Here is a 17926-nt window from a genome sequence, read left to right on the forward strand (position 1 = left end):
GCCGGCATCGTTCAGAAGCCGGACTTGCCGGGGATCCATTCCGTCCCGGCCAGCGGAACGCCGGCCATGGCCGCCGCCTCGATGGTCAGGGCGCACAGATCCTCGGGTTCGAGATTGTGCACATGGTTGTGGCCGCAGGCGCGCGCGATGGTCTGCGCCTCCAGGGTCATGACCTTCAGATAGTTGGCGAGCCGGCGGCCAGCCGCGACCGGATCGAGCCGGGCCGCGAGATCCGGGTCCTGCGTCGTGATGCCGGCCGGGTCCTTGCCCTCGTGCCAGTCGTCATAGGCGCCCGCCGTGGTGCCGAGCCTGCGGTACTCGTCCTCCCACTTCGGATCGTTGTCGCCGATCGCCACCAGCGCAGCGGTGCCGATCGAGACCGCGTCGGCGCCGAGCGCCAGCGCCTTGGCCACGTCCGCGCCGGAGCGGATGCCGCCGGAGACGATCAGCTGTACCTTGCGGTGCATGCCGAGATCCTGCAGCGCGCGCACGGCCGGGCGGATGCAGGCGAGCGTCGGCTGGCCGACATGTTCGATGAACACGTCCTGGGTCGCCGCGGTGCCGCCCTGCATGCCGTCGAGCACAACCACGTCGGCACCGGCCTTCACGGCGAGCGCGGTGTCGTAATAGGGCCTGGCGCCGCCGACCTTGACGTAGATCGGCTTCTCCCAGTCGGTGATCTCGCGCAGTTCGAGGATCTTGATCTCCAGGTCGTCCGGGCCGGTCCAGTCGGGATGCCGACAGGCCGAACGCTGGTCGATGCCCTTGGGCAGGGTGCGCATCTCGGCGACGCGGTCGGAGATCTTCTGGCCGAGCAGCATGCCGCCGCCGCCCGGCTTGGCACCCTGCCCGACCACGACCTCGATCGCGTCGGCGCGGCGCAGGTCGCGCGGGTTCATGCCGTAGCGCGACGGCAGGTACTGGTAGACCAGGATGCTGGAATGACCGCGCTCTTCCTCGGTCATGCCGCCGTCGCCGGTGGTAGTCGAGGTGCCGGACAGCGTGGCGCCGCGGCCGAGCGCCTCCTTGGCGTTGGCCGAGAGCGAGCCGAAGCTCATGCCCGCGATGGTGATCGGGATCTTGAGCTGGATCGGCTTGCGGGCGAAGCGGGTGCCGAGCGTGACGGCGGTGTCGCAACGCTCCCGGTAGCCTTCGAGCGGATAGCGCGAGATCGAGGCGCCGAGGAACAGGAGATCGTCGAAATGCGGCACCTTGCGCTTGGTGCCGCCGCCGCGGATGTCGTAGATGCCGGTGGCGGCGGCGCGGCGGATTTCGGCCAGCGTGTAGTCGTCGAAGGTGGCGGACTTGCGCGGCGGGGTCGGCGGGTTCTGGTAGCTCATGGCGCGCCTCGCTCAGTACGCGTCGACATTGTCGATGTTGAAATTGTAGAGCTTGCGGGCGGAGCCGTAGCGCTTGAACTCGCTCGGCGCGACGCCCTCGACCCCGGCCCGGGCCAGGAGATCGGCCAGGATGGCGTGATGCTCCGGGCGCATCTCCTTCTCGATGCAGTCGGCGCCGAGGCTCTTGACGCTGCCGCGCACGAACAGGCGCGCCTCGTAGAGGCTGTCGCCGAGCGCCTCGCCGGCATCGCCGAGCACGACCAGATTGCCCGATTGCGCCATGAAGGCCGACATGTGGCCGATATTGCCGTGGACGACGATGTCGATGCCCTTCATCGAGATGCCGCAGCGCGAGGCGGCATTGCCCTTGATGACCAGGAGGCCGCCGCGGCCGGTGGCGCCGGCATATTGCGAGGCGTCGCCCTCGACCACCACGGTGCCGGACATCATGTTCTCGGCAACGCCCGGACCCGCGGAGCCGTGGATGGTGATGGCGGCCTCCGCATTCATGCCGGCGCAGTAGTAGCCGACCGACCCGCGCACCGCGATCGTCACCGGGGCGTCGGCCCCGACCGCAACGGCATGATGGCCGCGCGGATTGACCACCTCGAAATGGGTGTCGTTGGCACCGGCGCCGACGGCGTGCAGGGCGGCATTGAGGTCGCGCAACGGGGCGACCGCGAGATCGAAGACGGGCATGGCTGGCGTCCTGGAGGCGGGTGCGGGCGGCGGAACGACAGGGCGGGACCGGACGGGTCCCGCGCGGTCAGGCGGCCTTGGCGTGGTCCCAGAAATAGACGGTGGCCGGCTCGGGCTCCCAGATGCGGGCCTCCTCGATGCCGGGCAGGTTGACGAGGGCGCGGTATTCCGAGCCGAAGGCGACGTAGCGGTCGGTCTCGGCCATCACGGCCGGCTTGCAGGCGATTGGATCACGCAGCACGCCGAAGCCGGACCGGGTGCCGACCACGAAGGTGAAGAAGCCGTCCAGATCGGCGAGCGCGCCTTCCAGCGCCTTGCCGAGATCCTTGCCGCCGCGCATGGCCGCCGTCAGATAGGCGGCGGCGACCTCGGAATCGTTCTCGGTCTCGAAGGCGACGCCGACGCGCTTCAGCTCGCGGCGCAGATTGTTGTGGTTGGAGAGCGAGCCGTTATGGACCAGGCACTGGTCCGGACCGGTCGAGAAGGGATGCGCGCCGAGCGTGGTGACGGCGGATTCGGTCGCCATCCGGGTATGGCCGATGCCGTGGCTGCCGGCCATGGCGGCGATGCCGAAACGCTCGACCACCTGCCGGGGCAGGCCGACCTCCTTGAAGATCTCGACGCTGGCGCCGGCCCCCATCACGCGAACGGTCGGCGCGACGGTCACGAGCGCCGCACGCACCGCGTCCAGGCTCGCTTCAGGCACGGTCAGGACCGCGTGTGTATCCTTGACGGCGAGATCGACCGTCACGCCGGTCACCGCGGCGAGGCGCGCGTCGAGGCCGGGGAAGTCACGTGCCGGGTCGGGCGACTGGACCGTGATCTTGGCGAAGCCGGGGGCCTCGGCGCCATAGATGGCGATGCCGGCCGAGTCCGGCCCGCGATCGGTCATGGTGATCAGCATGTCCGACAATAGCCGCCCGAGTTCCGGCTCCAGCGACTTGTCCTTCAGGAAGAGCCCGACGATCCCGCACATGGTGATCCCTCGCAATATCGACTGGCCCCAACGATAGGCCAGCGCCAAGGCGCGCGCAACTGAAAAGAATAAAAGTTTCTTCCCAATGCGTGTTCACAATGCCCGTCTTTTGTGCAGCCGGGGTGTGGCTCGGCGGCCCGGATCGCGCGTCCGGTTCAGGCCCCAGTCGGCGGCTCGGCGATCGCGGGCGGACCGTCTGGCCGCCGGCCGCCCCGTCAGCCGGGTTCGGTGCCACTCTTCGGATAGGAGATGATCGAGAGATATTGGGCCGGCAGCTTGACCAGTTGTTCGGGTCCGTGGGGCGCGTCGGCATCGAAGAACAGGCTGTCGCCGGGCTGCATATGGAACAGCTGGTCACCGTGGCGATAGACCACCTCGCCTTCGAGCATGTGCAGGAATTCCAGGCCCGCATGCTGGAAGGTCGGGAAGGTATCGGAATCCTGCGACAGCGTGATCAGATAGGGCTCGACCATCACGCCGCTCGAATTGTTGTCGATATGGCCGAGCAGGCGGTACTGGTGGCCGGCCCGGGTGCCGCGCCGCTCCAGTTCGACGCCTTCGCCGGACTTCACGAAGACCGCGTTGCGCGGCTCCTCGTAGCGGCGGAAGAAGGCCGTAATCGGCACGCCGAGCGCGCGCGAGAGCGATTGAAGGGTGGTCAGCGACGGCGAGATATTGCCGTTCTCGATCTTCGACAGCATGCCGATGGACAGGCCCGTCGCTGCGGCCAGATCGGCGACCGTGATGCCGAGCTGCCGGCGCGCCGCACGAACCTCATGGCCGATGGCCATTTCCAGGTTGTTTTCCTTGGGCTCGCGAACGGCATGCGGGTTCTGGGTCAAGGTCGCCTCCTCGTCACGGATGAGGCCGTGACGGGTTGCACCCTAGCATTCGCAGGAAACTTTCCTCAATTGGCAGGAAACGCAACGGTCGACGGCGCGCTTGCGATCAGACGGCGTCGTCGGCCGCCAGCAACCGGCGGGCAATGTCGGACGCCGCGCGGACATGCTGCAGGGCTGCGGTCTCGGCCGCCGCACCGTCGCCGGCGCGGATCGCATCGACGATGCGCTGCATCTGCTCCGGTCCCTGCTGGTCGCGGCCGGGGGTCTTTATGGTCATCGAGCGCAGGTGGTTGATGCGCACGGTCAGCGAACTGACGATGCTCCAGGCGATGTCCTTGCCGGCGGCAGAAAAGAGCGTGCCGTAGAATTCGGACGTTGCCTCCAGAACGCCGGCCATGTCCTTGCCGCGATAGGCCGCCCGAATGCGGCCGATGGCGGCATCCAGATCGGCCGCGACCGCCGCGTCGCCGAGTTCGGCGCAGGCGCGCGCCGCGATGCCTTCGAGGGCACCGCGGATCTCGTAGATCTGGAGCGCCTCGGCGGCCGTGGTGCGCGAGACGATCGGACCGCGCGCCTGCAGCGTCGTGACTAGGCCCTCGGTCTCCAGGTGGCGCAGAACCTCGCGCACGATGGTCCGGCTGACGCCGAGCTGTTCGCACAATTCGCGTTCGACCAGCCGGTCGCCCGGCCGGAAATGCTGCGTCAGGATGGCCTCGCGCATCTTCACCAGGGTGAGTTCGCGCAACGTCTTGGCCGGCCGGTCGACGCGGAGCGAATCCGGTCCGGCGGTCCTGGCGGCAGTGCGAACGTCGCTTGATGGCATGGCGGGAGCCCGGTGGCAAAGGGAGCGGGTCGCGGCCCCGCAATCGGATCGCAGGACGGCCAGCCGGTTGATGGCATGCCATATTATGAAGTGCAAGATGCCCTGCCGGCATCCTTGGATGCCGGCCCGCATTCCTGGAAACCGGATTGCATCCGCCGACACCGGCCGGCAACGCGACCGCAGCGCGCAGCCGAAAATCGCCTCGCGTCGCCGCAGCGTCACGGGCACGACCCTACCGACATTTCGGCCGGCCGTCCCGGCTTTCGATCCCGATCCGGATTCTCCGGGACCGGCGTCCCGCCCGGCATGCCACGCCTCGCCCGCCTTGCCGCCCTGCCGGGTGTTTCGAACCGCCATACGCGCTCGGCGTGCAACATATTCTCAGACAAAACCGCTGGATGGCAGCGCTTCCTTTCGTCGACGTCAGGATCGCGCGTCTCTAGACGAAGGTCGAATTTTTGTGTTGCGCAGTCCGGAAAACTCCGATGAAATCGCTGCCAACGCGATCGGTCCGGCCATCGGGCATCGCGAGACAACCTCGTTAAGGGGTTGAATCATAGGGAGGAGTTCCATGTTTCGCACGCTCAGCGTGTCGGCGATGGTCGTCGCCGGCCTTGCATTCGCGTCTTCCGCCGCCATGGCCGGCCCGAAGGTGGTTTCGGGTCCGGGCGCCAATCCGGCCTGCTTCAAGCCCTGGAACGACAAGACCAAGTATCTCCAGTGGGACAAGAAGGCCGGCCCGTACCGCGTCGCGATCGTCAACGGCTTCGTCGGCAACACTTGGCGAATCCAGATGATCAAGACCGCCAAGGCCTATGCCGAACAGGCCGGCGTCAAGGAAAAGATCAAGGAATTCAAGGTCATTTCGACCGGCACCGACGTCGCCGCCCAGCTCGGCGCGATGGAGGACTTCATCAACCAGGGCTATGACGCGATCGTCACGATCGCCGTGTCGCCCGAAGGGTTCGACCGCGTCATCCGCCTCGCCGACAAGAACAATGTCGTCGTCGTGCCGTTCGACAACGTGCTCGACACCGACAAGGTGATGATGGTCAACGAAGACCAGCTCGAGATGGGCAAGATGTACGGCCGCTGGCTGCGCGAGCAGCTCGGCGCCAAGAAGACCGGCAAGATCCTCGAAGTGCGCGGCCTGCCCGGCAACTCGGTCGACCGCGACCGCCATGTCGGCTTCCAGGAAGTCATGAAGAAGGACGCCAACTTCGAGATCATCGAAGTGGTCGGCAACTGGGACGACGGCACCGCCCAGAAGGTGACCGCGGACGCCATCGCGGCGCACGGAAAGTTCGAAGGCATCATCGTCCAGGGCGGTTCGACCGGCGTCGTGCGCGCCATGATCGACGGCAAGCATCCCTGGGTTCCGATCGCCGGCGAATCCGAGAACGGCTTCCGCAAGCTGCTCGCCCAGCACGGCAAGGACGGCCTGAAGGGCATTTCCATCGGCCAGTCGCCGGGCCTCGTCGCCATCGCCATGAAGGCCGCCCTCTCGGCCCTCGAAGGCAACCCGATGCCGCAGCTGATCTCCGTTCCGATCCCGGCGTCGACCTACACCGAGCTGAAGGACGGCGTGAACTACTGGTCGAACCTCACCGACAACTTCTTCACGGTGAACGAGTTCAAGCCCTGCGACACGAACATCACGGCCACCGAGATCATGGCCAAGGACGAGAAGAACACCAACTGATCGTCTGACGGTGGCCCGGTCCGGCCGGGCCACCGCTCTTCCGTTTCGTGCATTCCAGACCGTGACTTCCGTTTCGTGGAGCCGGGCGTCGACAGCGCCCGCCGCGGTTTTTGTTGTCATCCTGCCGACGGACCCACCAGGCTCATGACCGACCGGAACGCCCAGCCGCTCCTGTCCCTGTCCAAGATCTCCAAACGCTATGGCGGCGTGCGGGCGCTCGAGGACGTCGACTTCTCCTGCTCGTCCGGCTCGATCCACGCCATTCTGGGCGAGAACGGCGCCGGCAAGTCCACCCTGATCAAGATCATGTCGGGCGTCGTGCAGCCCGACACCGGCAGCATGACGCTGACCGGCACGCCGCGGCGCTTCCTCAGCCCCGCCGAGGCCAATGCGGCCGGTGTGGTCTGCGTGTTCCAGGAACTGTCGCTGATGCCCGACCTCTCGGTCGCGGACAACATCTCGATCGTCGGACCGCCGACCCGTTTCGGGTTGATCGACGCCAAGGCGCAGCGCCGGCGCGCCGAGGAACTGCTCGCCTCGATCGGCTGCGAGGACGTGAACCCGCTGCTCAACGTGCGCGACCTGCCGCTGTCGCGCCGGCAGATGGTCGAGATCGCCAAGGCGCTCGGCAAGAAGCCGCAACTGCTGATCCTCGACGAGGCCACCTCGGCGCTGACCAATTCCGACGTCGCCACCATCTACGAGGTGCTGAAGCGGCTGCGGCGCGAGGGCCTGTCGATCCTCTACATCTCGCACCGCATGCACGAGATCGAGGAACTGGCCGACCGCGCCTCCGTGTTCCGCAACGGGCGCCATATCGAGACCTTCCCGATGGGCCGCTACGGCCATGGCGAGATCGTCGAGCTGATGATCGGCCGCGAGATCAGCGCGCAATATCCGCCCAAGGTGAAGCGCGAGCGGCCCGCGCCGCTGTTCTCGGTGAAGAACCTCACCTGGGAGAACCGGCTGCGCGCCGTCGACCTGTCGATCGGCAAGGGCGAGATCGTCGGGCTCGGCGGGCTGGACGGCCAGGGCCAGAAGGAATTGCTGCTCGCCCTGTTCGGCGTTCTGAAGGGCGTCACCGGCGAGGTCACGCTCGACGGCAAGCCGGCCCTGCCGGGTTCGCCGGCCCAGGCCAAGGCGCCGTCGCGGCGCATCGCGCTGATCCCGGAAGACCGCAAGACCGAGGGCCTGATGCTGCCCATGTCGATCGCAGAGAATCTGTGTTCCGCCTCGCTCGACGCGCTTTCGACCGGCCCGTTCATCGACCGGACCAAGGAGGAGATCGCCATCACGGATGCGATCAAGCGGCTGCAGATCAAGATCGGGCATCCGGGTGATGCCGTCGCGACGCTGTCGGGCGGCAACCAGCAGAAGGTCGTCATCGCCAAGTGGCTGATGACCAACCCGCGCGTGATCCTGCTCAACGATCCGACCCGCGGCATCGACGTGGGCACCAAGCAGGAGATCTATGCGCTCCTGCGCCAGCTCGCCGACAAGGGCGCGGCGATCCTGTTCTATTCGACCGACTATGACGAACTGATCGGCTGCTGCGACCGCGTCGCCGTCATGTATGACGGCGCCATCAAGGTCGAACTGGAAGGCGACGGGATCACCGAGCAGGCCCTGATCGCCAGCGCCCTCAACATCGATGCGGGCGCCGCCGCGCGGTCCGGACACGGAGTTCACGGATGACCGGATCGACCCCGGACTGGCTGATCCGCCTCAGGCAGAATGCCGGGCTGGCCAGCGCCATCGCCCTCTTCGCCGCCTTCTACCTCGTCTACAACATGGCCCATCCGAAGGGCTTCTCACCGCAGGTCTTCGTCCAGAACGCCGACGAGGCCTTCGCGCTGGTGATGGTCGCCATGGCGCAGACCCTGCCGGTGCTGCTCGGCGGCCTCGACCTCTCGGTCGGCGCGGTGATGACCATGGTCAACTGCCTCGCCAGCCATCTGGTCGTCGGCTCGCCGATCCAGATCTTCCTCGGCATGACCGCCTGCATCGCCGCCGGCGCCGCCTTCGGCTTCATGAACGGCTGCATCGTGGTCTATGGCCGCATCCAGCCGATCATCACCACGCTCGCCACAGGCGCGATCGCGATCGGCATCGCGCTGTTTCTGCGGCCGAAGCCGGGCGGCAAGGTCGACGAGGACCTGTCCTGGGCGCTGACCAACGGGCTCGGCGATTTCGCCGAGACCTACCATCTGTTCGACGACGGCAAGGCGGCCTGGTTCCAGCCGATCGCCGGCATTCCGGTGGCTTTCGTGCTCCTGGTCCTGGTCGTGCTGATCGTCTGGGTGCCGTTCCGGCGCACCGTGATCGGGCGCACGGTCTATGCGGTCGGCTCGGCGGAGGGCGCGGCCTTCATGTCCGGCCTGCCGGTCAACCAGGCCAAGCTCGCCGCCTTCACGCTGGCCGGCGTCTTCGCCGCGATCGGCGGCCTGTTCCTGGCGATCCAGACCTCCTCGGGCAATGCCGACATTCCGCAGGCCGGTGCCTATACGCTGAACTCGATCGCCGCCGTCGTGCTCGGCGGCACCTCGCTGCTCGGCGGGTCGGGCTCGGCGATCGGCTCGCTGTTCGGGGCGCTGATCCTGCGCGTCATCTCCTTCAATTTCCGCATCTTCGACATCCCGCCGCTGATGCAGTCGCTGGTCGAGGGCCTGATCCTCCTGGCGGCGGTCAGCCTCGGCGGCCTGCGCGTGCTGCGGATCAAGAACCGGCTGGAGCTGTTCCGATGACCGCCGCCACCCTCAAGCCCCGGCGCTTCGCGCTGGCCGCCGACGACAAGCCGATCGTCATCGCGTCGGCCTTCATCGTTGTGCTCCTGATGATCGGCACGGGCTACACGCTGGCGACCCAGGGCACGATGACGCTCCTGTCGCCGAACTATCTCCTGCAGCAGCTGCAGATCGGCGCCTTCCTGGGCGTGGTCGCGGCCGGCATGATGCTGGTCATCCTGATCGGCCATATCGATCTCTCGGTCGCCTGGACGCTGGCCGCCGCCGCCATGATGGCGACCACCGTCGGCGGCGCCTGGGCGATCCCGACCGGCCTCGCCGTCGGCCTGACGGTCGGCGTGATCAACGGCCTCGGCGTCGCCTATCTGCGCGTGCCGTCGATGATCTTTACTCTTGGCGTCAACGCCGTGATGCGCGGTCTGATGGTCGCCCATACCGGTGGCTTCGCGCCGCAGACGGCAGCCACCGACCTGATGCGGTTCCTCGCCGCCGAGCGCATCGCCGGCATCCCGATGGCGATCTTCGTCTGGCTCGGCGTCTCCATGGTGATCGCGATCGTGCTGAAGCGCACGGTGTTCGGCCGCACCATCTACGCCATCGGCAACCGCGAGGCGGCCGCCTATCTGGCCGGCATGCATACCCGCGGGGTGATCATCACCGCCTTTGCGGCCTGCGGCATGCTCGCCGGGCTCGCCGGGGTGCTGCTCGCCGGCTACTCGACCAAGGCCTACCAGGGCATGGGCGACGCCTATGTGCTGCCGGCGATCGCCGCGGTGGTGATCGGCGGCACCAACATCCTCGGCGGCCGCGGCAAGTATCTCGGCACCGTGGTGGGCGTGATCCTGATCGTGCTCCTGAACAGCGTGCTGTCGATCATGCAGATGCCCGAGGCCGGCCGGCAGATCATCTACGGCGTGGTCATCATCTCCATGCTGCTGGTCTACGGGCGCAACCAGCGCGTCACGAGCTAGCCGCCCGGCCGCGCGCGTCCTGCGGCGCGGCCCTCCCCTCCCCCCGCAAGGCCGCAAGGCCCGCCGAGACGTCCGGACAGCACCATGGGCTTGCGCTTCGCCGTCGATACCGGCGGCACCTTCACCGACCTCATGGTGGCGAGCGAGGACGGACGCCTCGCCATGTTCAAGGCCTCGACCACGCCGACCGACCCGGTCGCCGGCCTGATCGACAGCCTGGCCCTGGCGGCGGCGGCGGCCGGCGAGACGCTCGCCAGCTATCTGGCGCGCGGCGACGTACTGGTCCACGGCACCACCCACGCCATCAACGCCATCGTCACCGGCAACACGGCGCGCACCGCCTTCCTGACCACCGAGGGCCACCCCGACACGCTGGTCTTCCGCGAGGGCGGCCGGATCGAGCCGTTCAACTTCACCGTCCCCTACCCCGAACCCTATGTGCCGCGCGCGCTGACCTTCGAGGTGCCCGAGCGGATCATGGCCGACGGCCGCGTGCGCACGCCGCTCGACGAGGCCGCGGTCGTCGCCATCCTGGAGCGGGTCCGGGCGGCCGGGGCCGAGGCGGTCGCGGTCTGCCTGCTCTGGTCGGTGGTCAATCCGGCCCACGAGACGGCGGTCGGCGCGCTGATCGAGCGCCACCTGCCCGGCATCCCCTATACCCTGTCGCACCGCATCAACCCGTCGATCCGCGAATATCGCCGCGCCTCCTCCACCGCCATCGACGCCTCGCTGAAGCCGGTCATGGGCGCCTATATGCGCGGGCTGGAGAGCCGGCTGCGCGATGCCGGCTTCAAGGGCCGCGTTCTGGTCGTCACCTCGCAGGGCGGCGTGATGGATGCGGCGAGCGTCGCCGAGGCGCCGGTACACCTGATCAATTCCGGTCCCAGCATGGCGCCGGTCGCCGCCAAGGCCTATGCGGGCGGGACGGCCGAGGAAACGCTGATCGTCGGCGACAGCGGCGGCACCACCTTCGACGTGTCGCTGGTGCGGCGCGGCCGCATCCCGCGCAGCCGGGAGATCTGGCTCGGCCAGCCGTTCCGCAGCGCCATGACCGGCATGCCCTCGGTCGACGTGAAGAGCATCGGCGCCGGCGGCGGCTCGATCGCCTGGGTCGATGCCGGCGGCCTGCTGCATGTCGGCCCGATCAGCGCCGGCGCGCGGCCCGGCCCGGCCTGCTACGGCCGCGGCGGCACGCGGCCGACGCTGACCGATGCGGCCGTAACGCTCGGCTTCATCGATGCCGGCTTCTTCCTCGGCGGCAAGATGGCGCTCGACGAGCCCGCCGCAGCCGACGCGATCCGGCGCGACGTGGCCGATCCGCTCGGGCTCTCGGTCGACGCGGCCGCGGAGGCGATCGTGGCGCTGGCGACCGAGCACATGGTCCAGGCGATCATGGACATCACCGTCAACCAGGGCATCGACCCGGCCGAGGCGACCTTCGTCGCCGGCGGCGGCGCGGCCGGCCTGAACTGCGTCGCGATCGCCCGGCGGCTCGGCTGCCGGCGGGTGGTGGTGACGGAAGCCGGCGCGGCCCTGTCGGCCTCCGGCGCGCTGATCTCGGACCTGACCGCGCACCAGCAGGCGATGTTCCACACGCTGAGCGGCCGCTTCGACCGCGATGGCGTCAACCGCACGCTGGCTGACCTCGAGGCCGCCTGCGACGCCTTCGCGGCCGGCCCCGGCGCGGGCGCCAGCGCGGTCGAAATCCACTGGTCGTCGGAAGCCCGCTATGCCGACCAGGCCTGGGAGATCGAGGTGCCGCTCGCCCGGCCACGCTTCGAGACCGAGGCCGATCTCGACGCCCTGGTGGCGGATTTCCACCGCCTGCACCAGGACATCTTCGCCGTCAGCGACCCCGGCGCCGAGATCGAGGCGGTCGGCTGGAACGCCGAGGTGCGCTGCCGGATCGGCACCGGCCAGCCCGGCCGGCTCGCCGCGACCGACCGCCCGGCCCGCCTGCCCGCGCGCGCGGTCCGCTTCCTCGGCACCGAGGCCCGCGTCGAGGCGGAGGTCTGGCGGCTGGAATCGATTCCGCCGGATGCCGTCATCGCCGGCCCGGCGATCATCGAATCCGATTTCACCTCGATCGTGTTGGATCCCGGCGCCCACGCCCATCGCGACGGGTCCGGCAATCTCGTCATCGCGCTTTGAGGCCCGGACCGGTGTGTCCAGGTCTCGGCATCCATGGACATTCGCGGCGCGGCGCGTTCAGATGGCGCGCAGTCCGCACTCATTTATATAGGAAATAGAATATGTTGCTGCGATCTCTCGCGACGGCTGCGGCCGTCATCTTCGGCACGCACGGCCTCGTCGGGACCGCCTCCGCGATGGGCAACGATCCGGATCAGAATGTGATCCGCGTGATCAGCGCCACCTACGGCGCCTCCTGCGGGGTCGCCCCCGGCAATGCCACGCGCGATGTCGCGGCCCGCTGCAATGGCCGGCTCTTCTGCGACTACAAGGTCTCCTACAAGGTGCTCGGCGACCCCGCCTATGGGTGCAAGAAGGACTTCCAGGTCAAGTACCAGTGCGGACGGCGCGGCACCTTCCAGGGCAGCGCGCCGGGCGAGGCCGGCTACGGCACGCCGGTCGCCCTGATCTGCAACTGAATCGACGCGGCGCGGCTTCAGCGGTCGCGCCGCGCTTCCCATGAACCGAGACGCCAGGGAGGCTTCCCCGTGACGGATGCAGCAGACAGGTCCGGCGCGCCGCTCGACGGCTCCAAGCTCGCCGTGCTGACTGCCCGCTTCGAGGGCATCGCGCGCAAGATGGCCAACACGCTGCACCGGACCGGCCGGTCGGGCATCCTGACCATCGCGCGCGACTTCTCCTGCGTGGTGCTGACCGCGCAGCACGAACTGCTCGCCACCGCCGAGAGCCTGCCCAACCACGTCCTGCGCGGGCCGGAGATCATGACCCGCGCGATGACCGACAACCACCCAGTCCTGAAGCGCGGCGACGCTTTCCTGCACAATTCGCCCTATCACGGCTGCACGCATCCGGCGGATCATTCGATCCTGGTGCCGGTCATCGACGACGACGGGCGGCACCGCTTCACCGTGCTGGCCAAGGCGCACCAGGCCGATTGCGGCAATTCGCTGCCGACGACCTATATGGGCGCCGCCACGGACGTTTATGCGGAAGGCGCGCTGATCTTCCCGGCCGTGAAGGTGCAGACGGACTACCAGCATGTCATGGACGTGATCCGGATGTGCCGGATGCGCATCCGCGTGCCCGAACAATGGTGGGGCGACTACCTGGCGACGCTCGGCGCGGCGCGCGTCGGCGAGCGCGAGATCATGGCGCTCGGCCGCGAGATCGGCTGGGACCGGCTCGACGCCTATGCGCAGCAATGGTTCGACTATTCGGAAAGCCGCATGGTCGACGTGATCCGCGCCCTGCCGGCCGGCCGCGTCACGCGCAGCTCCACGCATGACGCCTTCCCGGGCACGCCCGCGGAGGGCGTGACGATCACGGCGACCGTCGAGGTCAAGCCGGCGGAGGCGCTGATCGAGGTCGACATGCGCGACAATCCGGACTGCCTGCCAAACGGGCTCAACCTGTCGGAGGCCTGCGCGCTGTCGACGCCGATGATCGGCATCTTCAATTCGATCGACCATACCGTGCCGAAGAACGAGGGCAGCTTCCGGCGCATCCGCATCCACCTGCGCGACGGCTGCGTGGTCGGCCGCCCGCGCCACCCGACCTCCTGTTCGGTCGCGACCACCAACATCGCCGACCGGGTCGCCAATGCGGTGCAGGCGGCGATCGCCGATCTCGCCGACGGGCTCGGCCAGGCGGAGACCGGCGCGCTGATCCCGCCCTCCTGCGGCGTCGTCTCGGGTGTCCATGACGGCAAGCCCTTCGTCAACGAGGTCTATCTCGGCTGCACCGGCGGGGCCGGCACGCCCTGGACCGACGGCTGGCTGACCATCCTGCATGTCGGCAATGCCGGCATGTGCTACCAGGATTCCATCGAGGTCGACGAACTTCGCCACCCGCTCTTCGTGCGCACGCGCCGGCTGATCCCGGATTCGGAGGGCGCCGGCCGGTTCCGCGGCGCGCTCGGCGCCTATTCGGAATTCTCGCCGGTCGGCTGCGCCATGACGGTCGCCTATGTCAGCGACGGCAACGTCAATGCCGCCACCGGTGCGCGCGGCGGCCATGCCGGGGCGCCCTCGGCGCAGTATCGCCGCCGCGCCGACGGTACGCTCGAACCGGTGCCGGCCTGCGCCGAGGTGGTGATCGGTCCCGACGAGGCCATGGTGTCGATCAGCGGCGGCGGCGGCGGCTACGGCCGGCCGGAGGAGCGCGAGCCCGAACGCGTCGCCCATGACGTGCGCGAGGGCTGGATCGCCGCGGGTCGCGCGGAGGCGGTCTATCGGGTCGCACTCACCGCCGAGGGCCGGGTCGATCCGGCCGCCACGGCGCGCCTGCGCGAGGCCACCGCCGCCTGACCGGCCGCCGGGTCCCGCGCCGCAGGATCAGCCGGCCAGCTTGCCGTCCACCCAGGCCGCGACCAGGGCCGGATAGCGCGCGAATTCGGCATCGAGCCACGGCTCGATCCGCAAGGCCGCCGACGCCCGGGCGAGACGCGGTCCGGGCGCGGCCGACAGCCCGAGAGGCCCCCTCAGGGCATCGAACCAGACCAGCGTCGCGGCGTAGCCGCAATCGGCGACGGTCGGCGTCGGACCGGTCACGAAGGGCCCGTCGGGCGACACGGCGGTGTCGATCAGCGCGAAGGCCTCGGCCATCAGCCTGTCGGCCTCGGCGACGACTGCCGCGTCGCGGGTCGCGGACCCGACATGGGGGAACAGCCGGCGCAGCGCAGGCTCGAGCCGCAGGTCGTGCCAGCGCGACAGCATCACGGCGCGCGCGGCCCGGCGTGGATCGGCCGGGGTGATCCGGTGACCCAGACCGAGCGCTTCGACATGGCCGAGGATGGCGTCGGATTCGGCCAGCCAGAAGTCCCCGTCGACCAGCGCCGGGATGGTGCCGGCCGGATTGATAGCGCGATATTCGGCCGACCGGTAGCTACCGCCGGGCGGTTCGACGAGTTCGAGGCCGACGCCCATCAGGGCCAGCCCGAGCCGGACCTTGAAGCTGTAGAGCGAAACGGGAAGCTGATAGAGACGCATCGACGATCCCCTTCTGGCCGGCCCGCAGTCTGTCACCGGCCGAGCCGCCCCGCTTGTACGAATTTGCGCGGGCCGTCGAGAGCATGTCCGGCATGCGCGCGTCCGAGCCGGCTTGGCAGCCTGGACGATTCATGGAACATCTTGGTTTCATGAGCGGATCGGCGACACGGTTCGCCCCTGCCCGGAAGGATCCGCGATGCGCCTGGAACTGATGACCTCGCCGGCCGTCGCCGCCTATCTGGCCGAGCGCCCCGGCATCGTGATCCCGATCGGGGCGACCGAGCAGCACGGGCCGGACGGGCTGATCGGCACCGACCATCTCTGCCCCGAGGCGATCGCCCGGCGCTTCGGCGCGCGCGACGGTGTGATCGTCGCGCCGACGCTCGCCTATGGCATGTCGCAATTCCATCTGGGCTTTGCCGGCTCGATCTCGCTCCGGCCCTCGACGCTCGCCGCCCTGATCCAGGACCTGGTCGCCTCGCTGGCGGCGACCGGCTTTACGCGGATCTATTTCCTGAACGGCCACGGCGGCAATCTGGCGCCCTTGCGCGCCGCCATCCAGGAATTCTACGCCGCGCGCTCCTTCGCGGGCGTGACCGAGCCCTGCCCGGTCCATTGCCGCGTGCGCAGCTGGTGGGAACTCGACGGCGTCGACGCCCTGCGCAAGGCGCTCTACGGCGCGGCCGAGGGCTATCACGTCACCCCGTCGGAGATCGCCCTGACGCTGGCGAGCCATCCCGACCACATCGCCGAGACCGATCGCCCGGCGCCGCCGCCGCTCGCCGACATGATCCTGCATGGCGGCGACAACTACTACGACGCCGCCGATTTCCGCCGCCGCTTCCCCGACGGCCGCGTGGTCTCCGACGCCTCGCTCGCGACACGCCAGCACGGCGAGGACTTGTTGGCCCTCGCCGTCGACGATCTCGCGAAGGACTTCTTCGGCTTCTGCCGCTCGGTGTGAGCAGCAGACCTGCTCAACGCGCCTCGCCGCCGGCGAGTTTCCGCTCCAGGCGCCGCACGGCCCAGGAGACGACGGCGATCAGGATCAGGTATTCGATCACCAGGATGGTGTAGATCTCCAGCGGCCGATACTCGATCAGGGTCAGTTCGTTGGCCCGCCGGGTCAGTTCCTGATAGCCGACCACCGAGACCAGCGACGACATCTTCAGCACGTAGATGAACTGATTGCCGAGCGCCGGCAGGATGCGGCGGATGGCCTGCGGCAGGACGACGAGGCGCATCACCTGCCAGGGCGTCAGGCCAATGCTGCGGCCCGCCTCCCATTGGCCCTGCGGCACGCCCTGGATGCCGGCCCGGAAGATCTCGGCCTCGAAGGCGCTGTCCGACAGCGCCAGCGTGATCACGCCGGCGGTGAAGACGCCGAACTGGATGCCGGCGACCACGGGCAGGCCGTAATAGACCCAGAGCAACAGGACCAACAGCGGGATCGCCCGGAAGGTCTCGACATAGACCCGGTTGAAATGGCGCAGCGCCTTGGTCGGCGACAGCGCGCACAGACCGACCAGAAGCCCGATCACCACCGCGATGGCGATCGAAACAGCCGAGATCGCCAGCGTCGCCCAGACGCCGGCGGCCAGGAAGGTCAGATTGGCGAGACCGCGCGGGTCGAAGGGCGAGACCGAATGCCAGCCCCAGCTGTAGCTGCCCCCGGCGCAGCCGCCGAGGGCCAGAACGGCGCCGCCGAGCGCAAGCCCGGCGGCGATACGGCGAAGACTGGCCATCCTGCTCAACCGGCCGGCAGCCACTTGGCTTCGAGGGCGGCGAAATAGCCCTCGATGCGCTTCAGCGAGACCCAGGTGTTGATGGTGTTGAGCCAGGTCACGTCGTCCTGCGGCACCACATAGGCGAAGGGCCGGCGGTTGCGCATCTCCGCGCCCTTGACCAGGATCGCCAGCTGGTCGAAGCGCTTGATCAGCGTCGAGGCCTCGACATTGCTGGTGATGGTCACGTCGGCCCGGTCGGCCAGGACTTCCTGGTAGCCGGTCGCCGGGGTCTGCACGGCCGCGATGGTGGCCTTCGGGAAATGCGCCTTGGCCTGATCGTGGAACACGGTGCCGAGGCTGACGGCGACCCGCACGCCTTCCGCGTTGATCGATTCCCAGGTCGCGAAGCGGCCGGCATTGGCCTTCTTGGCGAGCGGCACGGTGCCGGCCTCCAGGTAGGGCAGCGAGAAGGCGGCGACGCGCGCGCGGCCCATGGCCACCGACGCGCCGGAGAAGATGTCGTAGCGGTTGGCCGCAATGCCGGCGACCAGCGTCGCCCAGTCGGTCTGCACCCATTCGACGGTGACGCCGAGATCCTTGGCGAACAGGGTCATGGCCTCGATGTCGAAGCCCGTATAGGTGTTCGAGCCCGGATCGCGGAACGACATCGGATTGAAGTCGCCGGTGGTGCCGACGCGCAGCGATCCCCGCTTCAGGACGTCGGCGAGCCGGTTGTTGCCGGTCGGCATGGGCGGCGGCGGGGCCGCCTGGGCTTGGACCGCGGCGGGGGCCAGCGCTGCGGCGGCACCGGCCAGAACAAGGGATTTCGCAAGGTCGCGTCGCTTCATGGTTCACTCCGCCCGTTCGGATGTGGCTGGAAAGGTGGGCCCGCCGGCCGCCCGGCACCGGCCGGGTCTCGTTGCGGCGAAACGTCTGTGAGCTTGCCGGCCCGGTCGATCGATCG

General features: G+C 68.7%; 16 protein-coding genes. 8 read left to right on the forward strand and 8 right to left on the reverse strand.

Annotated elements, in window-relative coordinates:
• Nucleotides 1–11: 11 nt before the first annotated feature.
• The 5 genes from KL771_RS03510 to KL771_RS03530 all read right to left on the reverse strand — a co-directional run bounded on the left by KL771_RS03510 (nt 12) and on the right by KL771_RS03530 (nt 4680).
• A complete protein-coding gene (locus tag KL771_RS03510) occupies nt 12–1340 on the reverse strand; it encodes an FMN-binding glutamate synthase family protein (RefSeq protein ID WP_261967183.1) in 1329 nt (442 codons plus the stop codon).
• A 12-nt stretch (nt 1341–1352) separates the two neighbouring features.
• The gene (locus tag KL771_RS03515) at nt 1353–2039 is read right to left on the reverse strand and encodes a GXGXG domain-containing protein (protein ID WP_261967184.1); all 687 of its coding nucleotides are present in this window, start codon (nt 2037–2039) and stop codon (nt 1353–1355) included.
• Nucleotides 2040–2106: 67 nt separating this feature from the next.
• On the reverse strand, nt 2107–3015 hold the full coding sequence (locus tag KL771_RS03520; protein WP_261967185.1) for a class II glutamine amidotransferase: 909 nt from the start codon (nt 3013–3015) through the stop codon (nt 2107–2109).
• A gap of 215 nt (nt 3016–3230) precedes the next feature.
• Nucleotides 3231–3878: a helix-turn-helix domain-containing protein gene (locus tag KL771_RS03525; protein ID WP_390866535.1), complete on the reverse strand. Its 648-nt coding sequence runs from the start codon at nt 3876–3878 to the stop codon at nt 3231–3233.
• 85 nt (nt 3879–3963) lie between these two features.
• A complete protein-coding gene (locus KL771_RS03530) occupies nt 3964–4680 on the reverse strand; it encodes a GntR family transcriptional regulator (RefSeq protein WP_261967186.1) in 717 nt (238 codons plus the stop codon).
• A 571-nt stretch (nt 4681–5251) separates the two neighbouring features.
• Here KL771_RS03530 and KL771_RS03535 point away from each other — a divergent pair.
• The 7 genes from KL771_RS03535 to KL771_RS03565 all read left to right on the forward strand — a co-directional run bounded on the left by KL771_RS03535 (nt 5252) and on the right by KL771_RS03565 (nt 14554).
• Nucleotides 5252–6382 carry a sugar ABC transporter substrate-binding protein gene (locus tag KL771_RS03535; protein ID WP_261967187.1) on the forward strand — a complete coding sequence of 377 codons (1131 nt, stop codon included), beginning with the start codon at nt 5252–5254 and terminating at the stop codon, nt 6380–6382.
• 144 nt (nt 6383–6526) lie between these two features.
• Nucleotides 6527–8077 carry a sugar ABC transporter ATP-binding protein gene (locus KL771_RS03540; protein ID WP_261967188.1) on the forward strand — a complete coding sequence of 517 codons (1551 nt, stop codon included), beginning with the start codon at nt 6527–6529 and terminating at the stop codon, nt 8075–8077.
• Nucleotides 8074–9126, forward strand: coding sequence for an ABC transporter permease (locus KL771_RS03545; protein WP_261967189.1), 1053 nt, complete (start codon nt 8074–8076; stop codon nt 9124–9126). The genes KL771_RS03540 and KL771_RS03545 overlap by 4 nt, the downstream gene beginning before the upstream one ends.
• A complete protein-coding gene (locus tag KL771_RS03550) occupies nt 9123–10097 on the forward strand; it encodes an ABC transporter permease (protein WP_261967190.1) in 975 nt (324 codons plus the stop codon). The genes KL771_RS03545 and KL771_RS03550 overlap by 4 nt, the downstream gene beginning before the upstream one ends.
• An 84-nt stretch (nt 10098–10181) precedes the next feature.
• Nucleotides 10182–12248 carry a hydantoinase/oxoprolinase family protein gene (locus KL771_RS03555; RefSeq protein ID WP_261967191.1) on the forward strand — a complete coding sequence of 689 codons (2067 nt, stop codon included), beginning with the start codon at nt 10182–10184 and terminating at the stop codon, nt 12246–12248.
• 101 nt (nt 12249–12349) lie between these two features.
• Nucleotides 12350–12706 carry an SUEL-type lectin domain-containing protein gene (locus KL771_RS03560; protein WP_261967192.1) on the forward strand — a complete coding sequence of 119 codons (357 nt, stop codon included), beginning with the start codon at nt 12350–12352 and terminating at the stop codon, nt 12704–12706.
• A gap of 69 nt (nt 12707–12775) precedes the next feature.
• Nucleotides 12776–14554: a hydantoinase B/oxoprolinase family protein gene (locus KL771_RS03565; protein WP_261967193.1), complete on the forward strand. Its 1779-nt coding sequence runs from the start codon at nt 12776–12778 to the stop codon at nt 14552–14554.
• Nucleotides 14555–14581: 27 nt separating this feature from the next.
• Here the strand turns inward: KL771_RS03565 and KL771_RS03570 are convergent, their stop codons facing one another.
• Nucleotides 14582–15235 (reverse strand): glutathione S-transferase family protein, encoded by a 654-nt coding sequence (locus KL771_RS03570; RefSeq protein WP_261967194.1) that lies wholly within the window; start codon nt 15233–15235, stop codon nt 14582–14584.
• A gap of 196 nt (nt 15236–15431) precedes the next feature.
• On the opposite strand from KL771_RS03570, the gene KL771_RS03575 reads away from it, so the two are divergent.
• Nucleotides 15432–16199: a creatininase family protein gene (locus tag KL771_RS03575; protein ID WP_261967195.1), complete on the forward strand. Its 768-nt coding sequence runs from the start codon at nt 15432–15434 to the stop codon at nt 16197–16199.
• Between the two features lie 13 nt (nt 16200–16212).
• Here KL771_RS03575 and KL771_RS03580 read toward each other — a convergent pair whose 3' ends face one another.
• On the reverse strand, nt 16213–16980 hold the full coding sequence (locus KL771_RS03580) for an amino acid ABC transporter permease (protein ID WP_261967196.1): 768 nt from the start codon (nt 16978–16980) through the stop codon (nt 16213–16215).
• A 5-nt stretch (nt 16981–16985) separates the two neighbouring features.
• The gene (locus KL771_RS03585) at nt 16986–17810 is read right to left on the reverse strand and encodes a transporter substrate-binding domain-containing protein (RefSeq protein WP_261967197.1); all 825 of its coding nucleotides are present in this window, start codon (nt 17808–17810) and stop codon (nt 16986–16988) included.
• Between the last annotated feature and the right edge of the window lie 116 nt (nt 17811–17926).

It is taken from the genome of Prosthecodimorpha staleyi (genome assembly GCF_018729455.1).
Lineage (GTDB): Bacteria > Pseudomonadota > Alphaproteobacteria > Rhizobiales > Ancalomicrobiaceae > Prosthecodimorpha > Prosthecodimorpha staleyi.

What these genes read in the sequence shown, in the direction of transcription:
- KL771_RS03535 (WP_261967187.1), top strand. Translation starts at nt 5,252, where the DNA reads ATGTTTCGCACGCTCAGCGTGTCGGCGATGGTCGTCGCCGGCCTTGCA.
- KL771_RS03530 (WP_261967186.1), bottom strand. Translation starts at nt 4,680, where the DNA reads ATGCCATCAAGCGACGTTCGCACTGCCGCCAGGACCGCCGGACCGGAT.
- KL771_RS03560 (WP_261967192.1), top strand. Translation starts at nt 12,350, where the DNA reads ATGTTGCTGCGATCTCTCGCGACGGCTGCGGCCGTCATCTTCGGCACG.
- KL771_RS03550 (WP_261967190.1), top strand. Translation starts at nt 9,123, where the DNA reads ATGACCGCCGCCACCCTCAAGCCCCGGCGCTTCGCGCTGGCCGCCGAC.
- KL771_RS03540 (WP_261967188.1), top strand. Translation starts at nt 6,527, where the DNA reads ATGACCGACCGGAACGCCCAGCCGCTCCTGTCCCTGTCCAAGATCTCC.
- KL771_RS03555 (WP_261967191.1), top strand. Translation starts at nt 10,182, where the DNA reads ATGGGCTTGCGCTTCGCCGTCGATACCGGCGGCACCTTCACCGACCTC.
- KL771_RS03580 (WP_261967196.1), bottom strand. Translation starts at nt 16,980, where the DNA reads ATGGCCAGTCTTCGCCGTATCGCCGCCGGGCTTGCGCTCGGCGGCGCC.
- KL771_RS03585 (WP_261967197.1), bottom strand. Translation starts at nt 17,810, where the DNA reads ATGAAGCGACGCGACCTTGCGAAATCCCTTGTTCTGGCCGGTGCCGCC.
- KL771_RS03515 (WP_261967184.1), bottom strand. Translation starts at nt 2,039, where the DNA reads ATGCCCGTCTTCGATCTCGCGGTCGCCCCGTTGCGCGACCTCAATGCC.
- KL771_RS03520 (WP_261967185.1), bottom strand. Translation starts at nt 3,015, where the DNA reads ATGTGCGGGATCGTCGGGCTCTTCCTGAAGGACAAGTCGCTGGAGCCG.
- KL771_RS03545 (WP_261967189.1), top strand. Translation starts at nt 8,074, where the DNA reads ATGACCGGATCGACCCCGGACTGGCTGATCCGCCTCAGGCAGAATGCC.
- KL771_RS03570 (WP_261967194.1), bottom strand. Translation starts at nt 15,235, where the DNA reads ATGCGTCTCTATCAGCTTCCCGTTTCGCTCTACAGCTTCAAGGTCCGG.
- KL771_RS03575 (WP_261967195.1), top strand. Translation starts at nt 15,432, where the DNA reads ATGCGCCTGGAACTGATGACCTCGCCGGCCGTCGCCGCCTATCTGGCC.
- KL771_RS03510 (WP_261967183.1), bottom strand. Translation starts at nt 1,340, where the DNA reads ATGAGCTACCAGAACCCGCCGACCCCGCCGCGCAAGTCCGCCACCTTC.